11 protein-coding genes are annotated in these 14,421 nt (G+C 62.8%); 7 read left to right on the forward strand and 4 right to left on the reverse strand.

Going from position 1 to position 14,421, the window contains the following annotated elements:
- The first annotated feature begins 1 nt into the window (after position 1).
- The 3 genes from AAC126_RS14290 to AAC126_RS14300 all read left to right on the forward strand — a co-directional run bounded on the left by AAC126_RS14290 (position 2) and on the right by AAC126_RS14300 (position 5,448).
- Entirely contained in the window at positions 2 to 1,816 is a 1,815-nt protein-coding gene (locus tag AAC126_RS14290; RefSeq protein ID WP_339854433.1) for a chloride channel protein, read from the forward strand.
- Positions 1,817 to 2,200: 384 nt separating this feature from the next.
- Positions 2,201 to 4,513: a UvrD-helicase domain-containing protein gene (locus AAC126_RS14295; protein WP_339854435.1), complete on the forward strand. Its 2,313-nt coding sequence runs from the start codon at positions 2,201 to 2,203 to the stop codon at positions 4,511 to 4,513.
- Positions 4,513 to 5,448 (forward strand): 50S ribosomal protein L11 methyltransferase, encoded by a 936-nt coding sequence (locus AAC126_RS14300; protein WP_339854437.1) that lies wholly within the window; start codon positions 4,513 to 4,515, stop codon positions 5,446 to 5,448. The genes AAC126_RS14295 and AAC126_RS14300 overlap by 1 nt, the downstream gene beginning before the upstream one ends.
- Before the next feature lie 97 nt (positions 5,449 to 5,545).
- Here AAC126_RS14300 and AAC126_RS14305 read toward each other — a convergent pair whose 3' ends face one another.
- Positions 5,546 to 5,989, reverse strand: coding sequence for a DUF1127 domain-containing protein (locus tag AAC126_RS14305; RefSeq protein WP_339854439.1), 444 nt, complete (start codon positions 5,987 to 5,989; stop codon positions 5,546 to 5,548).
- 265 nt (positions 5,990 to 6,254) lie between these two features.
- On the opposite strand from AAC126_RS14305, the gene AAC126_RS14310 reads away from it, so the two are divergent.
- From AAC126_RS14310 to AAC126_RS14325, 4 genes are all read left to right on the forward strand, one after another.
- Positions 6,255 to 8,069 (forward strand): aminopeptidase P family protein, encoded by a 1,815-nt coding sequence (locus AAC126_RS14310; RefSeq protein WP_339854441.1) that lies wholly within the window; start codon positions 6,255 to 6,257, stop codon positions 8,067 to 8,069.
- Positions 8,070 to 8,089: 20 nt separating this feature from the next.
- Entirely contained in the window at positions 8,090 to 8,878 is a 789-nt protein-coding gene (locus tag AAC126_RS14315) for an enoyl-CoA hydratase-related protein (RefSeq protein WP_339854443.1), read from the forward strand.
- 107 nt (positions 8,879 to 8,985) lie between these two features.
- Positions 8,986 to 9,399, forward strand: coding sequence for a MarR family transcriptional regulator (locus tag AAC126_RS14320; RefSeq protein ID WP_339854445.1), 414 nt, complete (start codon positions 8,986 to 8,988; stop codon positions 9,397 to 9,399).
- Positions 9,400 to 9,416: 17 nt separating this feature from the next.
- Positions 9,417 to 9,824, forward strand: a complete 408-nt coding sequence (locus AAC126_RS14325) for a DUF2000 family protein (protein ID WP_339854447.1) — start codon at positions 9,417 to 9,419, stop codon at positions 9,822 to 9,824.
- Between the two features lie 351 nt (positions 9,825 to 10,175).
- Here AAC126_RS14325 and ligA read toward each other — a convergent pair whose 3' ends face one another.
- The 3 genes from ligA to bamD all read right to left on the reverse strand — a co-directional run.
- The gene (gene ligA, locus AAC126_RS14330) at positions 10,176 to 12,266 is read right to left on the reverse strand and encodes an NAD-dependent DNA ligase LigA (RefSeq protein WP_339854449.1); all 2,091 of its coding nucleotides are present in this window, start codon (positions 12,264 to 12,266) and stop codon (positions 10,176 to 10,178) included.
- Positions 12,267 to 12,279: 13 nt separating this feature from the next.
- Entirely contained in the window at positions 12,280 to 13,944 is a 1,665-nt protein-coding gene (gene recN, locus AAC126_RS14335) for a DNA repair protein RecN (RefSeq protein WP_339854451.1), read from the reverse strand.
- 6 nt (positions 13,945 to 13,950) lie between these two features.
- On the reverse strand, positions 13,951 to 14,421 hold a 471-nt coding region (gene bamD, locus AAC126_RS14340; RefSeq protein WP_339854453.1), incomplete at its 5' end, for an outer membrane protein assembly factor BamD.

Genomic DNA, 14,421 nt, shown 5'->3' on the forward strand with positions numbered 1-14,421 from the left:
CATGGTCCGTGATTATCTGTCCGCAGGATTGCGGGGAATACGGGGGCGTGCCGCCGCTGGAATTCGAAACGAACAGGTGCTGCTTTCGGCTTTGGCGGTAGCGGTCGGCACTGCTGCTGCTTTCGCGGCCGTGCTGTTTCGGGAACTGATCGGTTTGATCCAGACCGGGTTCTACGGATTCGGGCATGAGCGGGTCGTCTCCGGCGTTGCCGGCCTGGCCTGGTGGCATCTGTTGCTGGCGCCTGCCCTGGGCGGGCTGCTGATCGGCCTCTATATCCATTACTTCATGCCGGGCCGCAGGCCCCAGGGCGTCGCAGACGTGATTGAGGCCAATGCGTTGCGGGCGGGAAGGATGTCGGGCCGGGCGGGCCTCGGCGCGGCGCTGGTCAGTGCCGCATCCATCGGTGCCGGGGCGTCCGTCGGCCGGGAAGGCCCGGCGGTGCATCTCGGGGCGACCATTGCCAGCTATATGGGGCGCCGTTTCAGGCTGGCCCGTTCACAGTCCCGTACTTTGCTCGGATGCGGCGTCGCGGCGGCGGTGGCCGCTTCGTTCAATGCGCCGGTGGCGGGCGTGTTCTTCGCGCTTGAAGTCGTCATCGGCCATTACGCGCTGACCGCGTTTGCGCCGATCGTCATCGCGTCCGTCGCCGGAACGATTGTTGCGCGGGTCTATTTCGGAGATGTGCCTGCCTTTGCCATGCCGCCGCACGAAATCGCGTCCTTCCTGGAATTCGGGGCCTTTGCCCTGCTCGGAATTACGGCGGCGGGAGCCGCCATCGCCTTCATGCGGCTGATGACGCTGATGCAGTCCCTTGTCGACCGGACACGGCTGCCATACTGGCTGCGTCCGGCCATTGGAGGGCTTGCGGTGGGGGGCATCGCGATCTTCTACCCGGAGCTGCTTGGTGTTGGCTATGAGGCGATGGACAGCGCCCTGAACGAGCATTACCTGCTCGGCACGCTGATCCTGCTTGCCCTGCTGAAGATGCTGGCGACAGCCATCTCATTCGGCTTTGGCTTCGGCGGCGGGATGTTCAGTCCCAGTCTCTTCATCGGCGCGATGGTCGGCGGTTCCTTCGGCATCATGGCCTCCATTCCCTATCCGAACCTTTCCTCCGGCCATGGTGCCTATACGCTCGTTGGCATGGGGGCGGTCTCCGGGGCTGTTCTCGGGGCGCCGATCTCCACCATGCTGATCATTGTGGAGCTGACCGGCGATTACCGCCTGACAATCGCCGTGATGGTGGCGGTCGTGATTGCCTCCCTGCTGACCCGGACGCTGAACGGCCCATCCTTCTTCCACAAGCAGCTTGAGGCCCGGGGCGTTATGGTCCGGGGCGGTCATGACGTCGAGGTGCTGGGCGGATTGACCGTTTCGAACCTGATTCACGAAGAGGTTTCGACGGTCTCCCGCGATGCCGGGCTGGCCGAGGTGCGGGCCGCGCTGCTTGCATCCGGTAACGGGGTGGTTTTCGTGACAAACAGTGACGGGCGGCTGCTCGGCAGCCTGACGCTGGCGGGGCTTGGCCAGACGGCATTCTCCGCGGGTGACGGAGAAGAATCGGATTTCGACCTGAAGCCGTTCCTGGATACGTCCCGTCCAAGCCTGCTCGAGTCAGAGCGGCTGGGGGCGGTGATGGAGAGTTTTGCGGAGGTCTCGGACGGGGTGCTTCCGGTCGTCAAGGGACAGGAAGCGAAAACCCTGATCGGGTGGCTCGACGAAGCGGATGTGATGCGCACCTATAATCGCGCTCTGGAGCAAATTCGCGACGAGGAGCACGGGGATCGAACGAAAGGTAACGGGTATCTGGGCTGATTGTGTTCATGCCGGATTGGCGTGCTGGACTGGGTGTCCCGGGCCGGGCAGGGAGCTGAAAAGGCGACGGGATGCCTCCATATGCTCGTTGGGGACAAACATCGGATTGGCATCCCGTCTACCGTTTATCGCGACCATTTGGGACCGGCTCTTGAAAGGCGCGACAACGGATCTGTAATCAGCAATGACGCGTGTCAGGATCTATTGTGGTAGAGGTAGCGCGAGTGGCGCTTTTAACAATGGATCGAAACGCGTTTCACAAGGTCCTTTAAGCAAATCTCGGGGCCCGTCGGGCTGTTGGGATTAAGATATATCCGGATTCACTAAAATTTTGTTAAAGGCCAATGGACCCCATCGTAACCAAAAAAATTTCTGCTGCATCGTATGTCTGACCTGTTTTTCGAGAGTGAACCCGAAACGCCGCCCGCCGGATCCGATGCTGACGCGCCGTATCTGCAAGGCCTGAACGAGGCGCAGTCGCAGGCCGTCCGGACTCTGGACGGGCCCTTGCTGGTTCTCGCCGGTGCCGGGACCGGCAAGACGCGGGTGCTGACAACCCGTCTCGCACACCTGATTTCAACCGGCCGCGCCCGGCCCTGGAACGTCCTCGCCGTGACCTTCACGAACAAGGCCGCGCGGGAAATGCGGGAGCGTGTCGGGGGCATGATCGGTCCCATGGCGGAGCAGGTCTGGCTCGGCACTTTCCATGCGCTTGGGGCCAAAATTCTGAGGCGCCATGCGGAACTCGCGGGGTTACGGTCCGATTTCACCATCCTTGATTCGGACGATCAGCAACGCCTGCTGAAGCAGCTTTTGCAGGCTGGGAATATCGACGACAAGAAGTGGCCGGCACGGGCCATGATGGGTGTCATCCAGCGCTGGAAGGATCGCGCGCTGACCCCGGACAAGGTCGGACGCGACGAAGCGGGCGATGCCGCCGGCGGCCGGCTGGTGGAGATTTACCGGCAGTACCAGGAACGCCTGAAAATCCTGAATGCGGTCGATTTCGGTGATCTTCTGCTGTTGTGCGTGGACCTATTTCAGAGCCATCCCGATGTGCTCACGAAATATCACGATCAGTTTACCTACATCCTGGTCGACGAATATCAGGACACAAACGTCGCTCAATATCTCTGGCTCCGGCTGCTGGCACAGAAAAGCCGGAACATCTGCTGCGTCGGCGATGACGATCAGTCGATCTATGGCTGGCGGGGTGCCGAGGTTGGAAACATCCTGAAATTCGAGAAGGATTTTCCGGGCGCGGCGACCATCCGGCTGGAACAGAATTACCGCTCGACCTCGCGCATCCTGGCGGCGGCTTCCGCGCTGATCTCCCATAACGAGGGACGGCTCGGTAAAACGCTGTGGACCGACGGCGCGGAAGGCGAAAAGCTTGATGTGCGCGGTCTCTGGGACGGGGAATCGGAAGCCCGGCATGTCGGCGACGAGATGGAAGCGCTGCAGCGCAAGGGCGTGAAGCTCGCCCAGATGGCGGTGCTGGTCCGGGCCGGTTTCCAGACCCGCGAGTTCGAGGAACGTTTCCTGACCATCGGTCTGCCCTACCGGGTGATCGGCGGCGCGCGTTTCTATGAGCGGATGGAGATCCGGGACGCGCTGGCCTATCTCCGGGTGATCAACCAGCGGGACGACGATCTTGCCTTCGAGCGCATCGTCAACAAGCCGAAGCGCGGTATCGGCGATGCCACCATGCAGGTGGTGCATCATCTGGCCCGCAACGAGGGTATGTCGCTCTACCGGGCAGCCTCCCGGATCATCGAAACGGACGAGCTGAAACCCGCCGCCAAGCGCAAGCTGGCCGAGGTGATCGAGAATTTCGAACGCTGGCGGTCCCTGATCGATGTCGAGGATCACAGCGATCTTGCCCGCATCGTGCTGGATGAATCCGGCTATACGGAGATGTGGCAGAAGGACAAGACACCGGAAGCGCCGGGCCGTCTGGAGAACCTGAAGGAACTCTGCGGCGCCATGGAGGAGTTCGAGAATCTCGCTGGCTTCCTCGAGCATATCAGTCTGGTCATGGAAAATGCCCAGAGCATCGATCAGGATCAGGTCAGCATCATGACCCTGCATGCGGCCAAGGGGCTGGAATTCGATCAGGTGTTCCTGCCCGGCTGGGAAGACGGCATGTTCCCGAACCAGCGGGCGCTGGATGAAAGCGGTGCCGCCGGCCTGGAAGAAGAACGCCGGCTGGCCTATGTCGGGCTGACCCGGGCACGCAAGCAGATCCATATCAGCTTCGCCGCGAACCGGCGGGTGCACGGCATGTGGCAAAGCTCGATCCCGTCCCGCTTCGTCGATGAATTACCGGCCGATCAGGTTGAGGTCAGCAGCGAGACCGGGTTCCAGGGCGCGCGCTATGGCGGCTATGGTGGTGCTTCCGGCAACACGGACGACTGGGGCGGGAGCAGCAGTTTCGGCTATGGTTCCGGCCAGGGCGGCCGGGGCCCCGGATATGGCCGGCGCGGTGGCGAGGGCCGGGCGAAGGCGCCGTTGATTGAAGGCAAGGGCTATGTCGTGGATCGCAGCAAGCCGCCGCCCTTCGCGGTGGGCGAGCGGGTGTTCCACCAGAAATTCGGTATGGGCACCGTGTCGTCCGTCGATGGCGACAAGCTGCAGATTTCTTTCGACAAGGCGGGCAGCAAGAAGCTCGTCGCCAGTTTCGTGAGTAAGCCCTAGTGAGTGAGACGATGATGACGCCGATCTGGCAGATTTCACTGGAAACCTCAGCCGAAGCCGCGTTGCCGCTGTCGGATGTGCTTGAGCCTTTTGTCGAGGCCATCTCGGTCTTCGAGCTGGAGGAGGACAGGACCTGGGTCCTGAAGGGTGTTTCGACCGTCGAGCCGGATCGAAGCGAGATCGTCGGCGCGCTGTCCATTGCCGCGACCCTCGGCGGATATGATCTGCCCGAGGTCGAGATCGAGCTGCTGCCGGATACGGACTGGCTGCGTCAAAACCGGGAGTCATTCCCGGCGATGCAGTTCGGCCGGTTTCTGGTGCATGGCTCGCATTTGCGCGGCAAGGCGCCGGTCGGAATCCTGAATATCGAGGTCGATGCGGCACAAGCTTTCGGCTCCGGCTCGCACGGTACGACCGAGGGCTGCTTGCGGGCGATCGACCGGCTGTCCCGGCGGATGACGCCGCCCAAGGTACTCGATATGGGCTGCGGCTCCGGTATTCTCAGCATGGCGGCGGCAAAGATCTGGCCGGCCACCAGGGTCATGGCGGTCGATATCGATCCGGTATCGGTGGAAACCACGCTGAAAAATGCCGCGACGAACGGGGTCGGAAAGCGGGTCGAGGCCCGGGCCGGAAACGGCTATGCGGTTCTCAGGAACCGCCCGGCGGAAACCTACGAGCTGATCCTCTCCAACATCCTGGCGCGGCCGCTCTGCAAGATGGCGCCGTCGCTTAACCGCGCATTGAAGCCGGGCGGGATCGCCGTTCTGTCGGGGCTGCTTTATCACCAGAGCGCGGCCGTGCTCTCGGCGCATCGTCAGCAGGGGCTGGTGCTGGCCGGGAAATGGAGGTTCGGCGACTGGATGACGCTGATGCTGAAAAAGAAAACCGGCGCGGTCTCGGGACCACACCGGCAGGGGGATGTTTCAGGGTAGGAACGCACTTAAACTTGGGGGCGGCGGTTCCGAACGGGAGGAATTTCGGAACCGCCGACTTTCGAGCGCTAGAGAAGCCTCCTTCGGGGAGGGGGAATTAGGCGGCTTCCCGCTGCTCGTCCGTGTTGGCGGCTTCGGCGACGAAGCCAGCCGGAATTTCAGTAACCGTGGCGGCCGGCGTAATCATCGTCTGGGCTGCGACCGGCTGGGTCGAAACACTGGCGATGCGGCGGGCAACCGAGGTGATGTCGCTGCGGGTCAGGCCGATGTCGGCCAGCATCCGGTCGTCGAGATTGTTCAGCTCGAACATGGTGCGGGAAATACGCAGGCGATTGACGATGCTCTTGAACATGGACTTGGCTCCTTTGGCAATCAGGGCGCCGATGTAACGGTTATACTCAACCCGGATCTGCATCTCGGCGCTGTACAGGCTGTGACGGCGGAGCACTGTGTCGCCGGGATACGTGATCCGGGCGACAAAGGGACCCGCTTCCTGGACGTTCAGGTCTTCGAGGCTGCTGTTGAGTTTGTAGTAGTTCATCGTTGGCGTCCCAGAGGGGTGTTTGTACGGTCGTTTTGTTCTGATGACGGAGATATAGATCCAGCCTTGACATGTGAGGAGCGGTGTGTTTGCAGCTCAGTCATGCATTTTGCGCATGCATCAAGGTGTTTGTCATGCGTTGATCTTAACTGCCTGTTAATAAAACTAATCTGAAGCGCTTGTCTGCTTTCCTTGTTCCTGTCACCTGTGGTGCCTAATCTGGATAACAGGCATCCGGATCGAGGCACGGCAGGGAGCAGGAAATATGTCCGCAACGGGCACGGCAGCGGAACGGCTTGGTACATTCAGGGCGGCTTTGGCGGAAGCCGGAGTGGATGGAATGATCGTGCCGCGGGCCGACGCGCATCAGAGCGAATATCTGCCGCCTTCCGCCGAACGCGTGGCCTGGCTGACCGGCTTCAATGGCTCCGCCGGGACGGCCGTGGTGCTGCGGGACAAGGCGGCGGTCTTCACCGATGGCCGCTACAGCCTGCAGATCGAAAACCAGGTCGACGGCACCCTCTATCAGCGTTTCAACATCGCGGACAAAAGCGCCGCCGACTGGATCGGCGAGGTACTGGACAAGGGCCAGCGCTTTGGCCTTGATCCCTGGCTGCATACGGACCAGCAGGTGGAGCGGTTGCGCACGGCGGTCGAGAAGGCGGGCGGGGAGCTGGTTCTGCTTGAGGCCAACCCGCTGGATGCCGTCTGGACCGACCGGCCGGCAGAACCGGCGGAACCGATGCTGCCGCATCCGGCCGCCTATGCGGGCAAGCGTTCCGAGGAGAAGCGGTCGGAGATTGCCGGGGTGCTGAAGGAAGCGGCCGCCGATGCGCTGCTGATCACCTCGGCGGAATCGATTGCCTGGCTGCTGAATGCGCGCGGCAATGATGTGGCGAATACGCCGCTCTGCCTGTGTTTCGCGATCCTGTCCGCGGACGAAACGCTGGAACTCTTCATCGACGGCAAGAAACTCGGTCCGGACATTCTGGCGCACCTCGGCAATGCCGTGACAGTGCGTCCGCAGGACGCGCTTGGCGATGCGCTCGACCGGCTCGCCGGGGACGGGCTGACGGTCCGGATCGATCCGGCAAGCGCACCGGTCTGGGCGATGGAGCGGATCCGGAAGGCAAAGGGCAAGCTGGACCTGCAGGCGGATCCGGTCGTCGCGGCGAAAGCGGTGAAGAACGATATCGAGATGATCGGCGTGCGCGCCGCGCATTACCGCGATGCCCTGGCCTATGCCCGGTTTCTCTGCTGGTTTTCCAGCCGGGCGCATCAGGGCGGGCTGGACGAGATGACGCTGGTGGAACGGCTGCACGGCTTCCGGGCCGAGCATGAGATGTTCCGCGGGCCGAGCTTCGATACGATCTCCGGCGCCGGGCCGAACGGCGCCATCGTGCATTACCGGGTGACGGAGGAAAGCAACCGGGACCTGGAGCCGGGGGAGATCTATCTGGTCGATTCCGGCGCGCAATATCTCGACGGCACCACGGATATCACCCGCACCCTTTCGACCGGGATTATCGGCGAGGAGGAGCAGCGATGCTTCACGCTGGTGCTGAAGGGCATGATCGCCTTGTCCCGCGCGGTTTTCCCGCAGGGCACGACGGGCGGTCAGCTTGATGCCCTGGCCCGGCGGCCGCTTTGGGAGGCGGGGCTGGATTACGATCACGGCACGGGGCATGGCGTCGGCGCCTATCTCGGCGTGCATGAAGGGCCGCAGCGGATTTCCAAGTCCGGCGGGGGTGCCGAGTTGAAGCCCGGTATGATCATCTCCAACGAGCCGGGTTACTACCGGGCCGGCGCGTTCGGTATCCGGATCGAGAATCTGGTTGCCGTGGAGCCGCGTGAGGTGCCGGGGGCGGAACGGCCGATGCTCGGCTTCGAGACGCTCACCCTGGCACCGATCGACCGCGCCCTGATCGATCTGTCCTTGCTCGATGGCGGCGAGATCGCATGGCTCGATGCTTATCATGCGCGGGTGCGCGAGACCTTGAATCCGGATCTCGATCCGGAAACCGCTGTCTGGCTGGCGGATGCGACGGCGCCGCTGGCGCCCAAAATCGCACAGGATTAAGAGGCAAAGGGAGAAAGATCATGGCTTACGAGACCATTCTCTACGCGGTGTCGGATGGGGTTGCCCGGATCACGCTGAACCGCCCTGAAGCCGGTCACGCGGTCAATCTCGCGCTGGCGCACGAACTGCTCGAGGCGTCGATCGATGCCAGCGAGGCACCGGATGTCCGGGCGGTGATCATTGACGCCAGCGGAACCGTGTTCGGTTTCGGGGGCGACCTGAATTATTTCGACTCCCAGAGCGACCGGATCGGGGTGTGCCTGAAGGAAGTGACAACCTACTTCCATGCCGCCATCTCCCGGCTGCACCGGATGAACTCGCCTGTCATCGTTTCGGTGCAGGGCATGGCGGCCGGGGCGGGCTTCAGCACCGCGCTGATCGGCGACATCGTGCTGGCGGCGAAATCGGCCCGGTTCAAGATGGCCTACACGGATATCGGGCTGGCGCCGGATGGCGCATCCTCGCATTTCCTGCCGCGCATCGTCGGCATGCGGCGGGCGCAGGAGCTGATGCTGACAAACCGGATGCTCAGTGCGGATGAGGCGCAGGACTGGGGCATCGTCACCCGCGTTGTCGAGGACGACGATCTGGCGGCGGAGACGGACAAGCTGGCGGCGACATTCGCGGCCGGACCGACCCGGGCCTTCGGCGGAACAAAGCGCCTGCTGGCAACCAGTTTCGAGCAATCCATGGAAGCCCAGATGGAAGACGAAACCCGGACCATAGCCGCGCTGGCGCAGACGGAAGACGGCCGGGAAGGGCTGGACGCCTTCCTCAACAAGCGGAAGCCGGTTTTCAAAGGGCAGTAATCGAGGGTGCCGGCGAAGCGCGTATTCGCATGCAAATGATTCGTATACAAAATATTTGTATGAATGCTATATCGACTCGACAACTGACAGGCACAGGAGCCGGATGAGTGGAGCGGGTTGAGGAATGTGTGAGCTTTCTTGTCGGGAAAGCGGCCCAGCGTATTTCCCGCCGGGCAAAGGAACTGCTCGCGCCCCATGACGTGACACCACCGCAATATGCGGTGCTGAAGGTTCTCTTCGACGGGGACGGCCTCAGTGCGCGCGAGATCGGTGACCGGCTGGCCATCGATGGGGCGACGATCACCGGAATCGTGGATCGGCTGGAGAAGGCGGGACTGGTTGAACGCAGGGATCATCCTGTGGACCGCCGGGTGCACCGGCTTGTTCTGACGGGGCGGGCGAGGAGCCTGGCCGGGCCGCTGGATGTGGCGATGGATCAGTTGAATGAAGAGGCGCGGGCTCTTCTCGGAGAGTCGGCGGGAGTGGTTTACGAGGGGCTGAAAGCCCTTTCGGGACGTTAGAGAGGCACGGAAAGAAAATGTTCGATACCAAGGTGGCGCTGGTTCTGAGGGATGATCTGGCGCTTTGGCAGAAACTGAATGTAACGGCCTTCCTGACCAGCGGCATTGTTGGCGGCAGGGAAGAGCTGATCGGGACGGCATACGAGGATGCGGCGGGCAACAGCTACAATCCACTGCTGGTGCAGCCGGTAATTGTGCTTTCCAGCGATGCGGCCGGATTGAAGAAGATCTATGAGCGCGCGCTATCGCGGGACGTGGAGATGTCCCTTTATATCGAGGACATGTTCTCGACGGGACATGACGCGGCCAACCGGGCCACGGTGAAAAACTACAGTCCCGAAGACATGCCGGTGGTCGGCATTGCCGTGCGTGACGAGAAGAAGCTGGTCGACAAGATCACCAAGGGGGCGAAGCTGCAAAGCTGAGTCCGGACAAACAAAAACGGGCTTCGTCACCGAAGCCCGTTTTTGCGGGAGGGGGTTGTCCGCCCAAGACTGATTAACCGATAATGGCGAGAACCAGCGTGAAAAGACCGATGGCGGCCATATTTGTCAGTCCAACATAATGAAAAGTCGACATCGCATCCTCCTGGGGGCTGAGGGGCAATGAGCCCGTTGCTCATTCCGCTGTTCCGTATGAGCCTCAAATAAGGGATCTGCTGTTGAGCGAGCAATTGAGAAACATCAGGTTTGGTATGCGTTTTGAGCATGGCGATTGGCATGAGGCGCCCTGTACCGTCACGCGCTGTGCGAGAGTTTGAAGAAAGCGCTTTAAAATTAACTGGTTACACCGATCATGGTGAGCCATTCTTCCTCGCTCAGAATCGTCAGGCCGAGCTCTTCAGCTTTTTTGGCCTTCGATCCGGCATCGGCGCCGACAATCACAAAATCAGTTTTCTTTGATACGGAGCCCGCTACTTTTGCTCCCAAAGACTCCGCCTTTGCTTTTGCTTCGCCCCGGCTGACGGTCGTCAGAGTACCGGTAAAGACCACGGTCTTGCCTGCCACGGGGCTGTCTTCCGCCACCGTGCGTTCGAAGGTTTCGATCTCCAGCACATTCTCAAGATCGCTCAGAACGTCACGATTGTGATCTTCGTGGAAGAAAGCCACGAGGTCACCGGCCACGGAATTTCCGATCTGATCGATATTGATCAGGTTCGCGTAGGCTTCCGATTCCGGGTCCGAGGCTTCCAGCATGGCTTCGGTCAGCGCCGGGAGCGTGCCGTAATTGGCGGCGAGCAGTTTCGCGGTGGCCTGGCCGATCTGGCGAATGCCGAGCGAATAGATCAGCCGGTCGAGACCGATCTTCCGGCGTTCCTCGATGGCGGCCATCAGGTTGGTCAGGGATTTCTCGCCCCAGCCTTCACGGGTTGAGATCTCCTCGGCCCGGTCCTTCAGGCGGAAGATATCGCCCGGCTGTGCGATCAGGCCGTCTTCATAGAAGGCCTCGACCTGCTTGGAGCCCAGCCCCTCGATATCGAAGGCATCGCGGGAAACGAAATGTTTCAGCCGTTCGACGGCTTGGGCGGCGCAGATCAGGCCACCCGTGCAGCGCCGGACCACTTCGCCCTCGGGGCGCACGGCCTCGCTGCCGCAAACCGGGCAATGATCGGGAAATACATAAGGCACGGCATCGGTGGGGCGTTTTTCCTCCACCACCCGGACCACCTGCGGGATGACGTCACCGGCGCGCTGGATGACAACCGTATCGCCGATCCGCACGCCCTTGCGCTGGATCTCGTCCTCGTTATGCAGGGTCGCGTTCGAGACCACCACGCCGCCGACCGTGATCGGGGTCAGACGGGCAACGGGAGTGAGGGCGCCGGTGCGGCCGACCTGGATGTCGATGCCTTCCAGCACGGTTTCGGCCTGCTCGGCGGGGAATTTGTGCGCGATGGCCCAGCGCGGCGCCCGGCTGACCATGCCAAGCCGGTCCTGCCAGTCCAGCCGGTCGACCTTGTAGACAACGCCGTCGATATCGTAATCGAGCCCGGCCCGGGCCTCCCCGATGGCCCTGTAGGCCTCAAGCGCGGTGGCGGATCCGTCGCAGAGCTTCGTCATCGGGTTGATCACGAAACCCCATTCCTTCAGCTTTTCCAGAAAGCCGGTCTGGGTGTCCGCCGGCATTTCCGAGACCTCGCCCCAGGAATAGGCGAAGAAATGCAGCGTACGTTCGGCCGTGATGCTCGGGTCGAGCTGGCGCAGGGATCCGGCGGCGGCATTACGCGGATTGGCGAAGATCTTCTTGCCGGCTTCGGTCTGCCGCTCGTTCAGGGCACGGAACTCCGCCTTGCCCATGAACACCTCGCCACGTACCTCGAATATCTCGGGGGCGCCATCGGGCAGCTCCTTCGGAATATCGGCGATGGTCTGCAGGTTGCGGGTGATGTCCTCGCCCTCGGTGCCGTCGCCCCGGGTCGCGCCCTGGATGAACTTGCCGTTCACATAGCGCAGGGAGGCGGACAGGCCGTCGATCTTCGGCTCGGCGACAAGCGCCACGGGCGCGTCTTCGCCGAGACTGAGAAAGCGCCGGATACGGGCGACAAAGTCCGTCACATCCTCGTCCGAGAAGGCGTTGGAGAGGGACAGCATCGGCCGCTTGTGCCGGACCTTGGAGAAACCGGCGGCGGGGGCGGCGCCAACCCGCTTCGAGGGGGTGTTCGGCCGGATCAGGTCGGGGAAGGCTTCTTCGAGTGCCTCGTTCCGGCGGCGCAGCGCGTCATACTCCGCGTCGCTGATCTCCGGCGTGTCTTTCTGGTGATAAAGCTTGTCGTGCTTTTCGAGCTGCGCGGCGAGAACCCGCATTTCGAAATCCGCCTCATCGCGGCTCAGGGCCTCAACCGGTTTGCTCGTTTCCGGGGCGCTCATTGCAGGTCTGTCCTCAGGCTGGGTTGAGAAGGCTGTCGGCCGCTGCTCTTGCTTCGTCCGTCACGGTCGCGCCGGACAGCATGCGGGCCAGCTCCTCGCGGCGCTCGCTGGTCTCGAGCTGGGAGACGGCGGTCTTCACCAGCTCGCCATCGGCCTGTTTGGCGACATGCCAGTGCCGGATGCCCCGGGCGGCGACCTGCGGGGAGTGGGTGACAACCAGAACCTGCGTGTCCGTGCCGAGGCGGGCCAGACGCTCGCCGACGGCCGCCGCGACGGCACCACCGACCCCGCTATCAACCTCGTCGAACACCAGGGTCGAGACCGGGTTGGCTTCGGACAGCACAACTTTCAGCGCGAGCAGGAAGCGCGACAGCTCACCACCGGAGGCGATACGGCCAAGCGGGCCGAGCGGTGCGCCGGGGTTGGTCGAGATCAGGAAGCTGACACGCTCCATGCCAGCGGCGTTCCATTCATGCTCCTGCAGCGGGTCGAGCCGGGTCTTCACGGTCGCCTTGTCCAGCTTCAGCGGAACGAGCTCGGCGGTGATCGCCTTGTCCAGCTTGTCCGCGGCCTTCGCCCGTGCGGCACTCAATATCTCCGCGGCCTTTGTATAGGCTTCGCGGGCATCCTGTTCCGCCCGGGCCAGATCGGCGAGGCCGCCTCCGGCATCGTCCAGCGCGGCCAATCGGGCCGAAAGGGCACGGTGGGTATCGGGCAGGCGGTCCGCGTCGATATCGTGCTTGCGAGCGAGACCGCGCAGCAGATGCAGCCGGTCGTCGACTTCTTCCAGCCGGCCGGAATCCGCTTCCACGTCATCGGCGATCTGGGTCAGGGCGTGCTGGGCTTCCTGGATTTCGGCGGCCGCGCGCTCAAGACCTTCCAGCACGGCATCAAGTTTGTCTCCCGCCCGGTCGCGCACCCGTTCAAGGCTGCGCTGGGCTCCGGCAATTGCCCGGTCCGCGCCATCCTCGTTCTGCAGAGCGCTGACGGCGGCGTTCATCGCTTCAAGGATCTGTGCGGCGTTGGCCAGCAGCGTGCGGTCCTGGGCCAGCCGGGTTTCCTCGCCGTCTTCCGGCTGCACCGCGTCGAGTTCCTCGACATTATAGCGGAGCAGATCTTCTTCCGTGCGGGCGCGTTCCAGCTCCTCGCGGGCCCGCTGGTGGGCCGAACGGGCGTCGTTCCAGGTTGTGTAGGCCGTGTGAACGGCGGCTTGCAGGGACGCGTGGCGGCCATAATCGTCGAGCGTGTCGCGGTGGGTCGCCGGGTCCATCAGGCCGCGCTGGTCGAACTGGCCCTGGATCTCGACCAGGGTTTCGCCGAGGCGCTTGAGGGTGGCGACATTGACCGGCTCGTCATTGGCGAAGGCGCGGCTGCGGCCGTCCGCCGTGACGATCCGGCGCAGGATGACCGGGCCATCGACCTCGATGCCCATTTCTTCCAGGATTTCGGCGGAGCCGTGCCCGTCCGGCACGTCGAAACTCGCGGTCACGACGGCCTGTTTTGCGCCGTTGCGGACAAGACCGCTGTCGGCCCGCGCGCCGAGTGCGAGGCCCAGCGCATCGAGCAGGATGGACTTACCGGCGCCGGTTTCCCCGGTCAGCACGGCAAGGCCGGGCCCGAACGAGAGGTCGAGCCTGTCGATCAGCACCACATCGCGGATCGTGAGGCTGGTCAGCATAGCTGGTCAGAATATCCAGAGATCAAGGCCGAAGAGCCCGTCATCGTCCGCTTTTGAACCGCGACTGGTCCCGGTGGTCATCAGGGCGTAGCTGTCCTGATACCATTCGCTGCCCGGGTAATTGTGTCCGAGAACGGCGGCCGTGCGCTCTGCCTGCTGGTGCAGGCCGAGGGCGCTGTAAGCCTCGGTCAGACGATGCAGGGCTTCCGGAACCTGATCGGTGGTATCGAAGTTCTCGATCACGCGCTTGAAGCGGTTGATGGCGGCGAGATATTTTTCCTGGCGCAGATAGAACCGCCCGATCTCCATCTCCTTGCCTGCCAAATGGTTCCGGGTCAGGTCGAGCTTCAGTAGGGCATCTCGGGAATACTGGCTCTCGGGAAAGCGCTGCACTAGTTCCTGCAGCGTATCCATGGCGTTCCTGGTCAGCTTCTGGTCACGGCCGACATCGACGATCTGCTCGTAGTAGCTGAGGCC

Origin of the sequence: uncultured Nisaea sp. (assembly GCF_963974195.1) — a bacterium.
Classification (GTDB): Bacteria; Pseudomonadota; Alphaproteobacteria; order Thalassobaculales; family Thalassobaculaceae; genus Nisaea.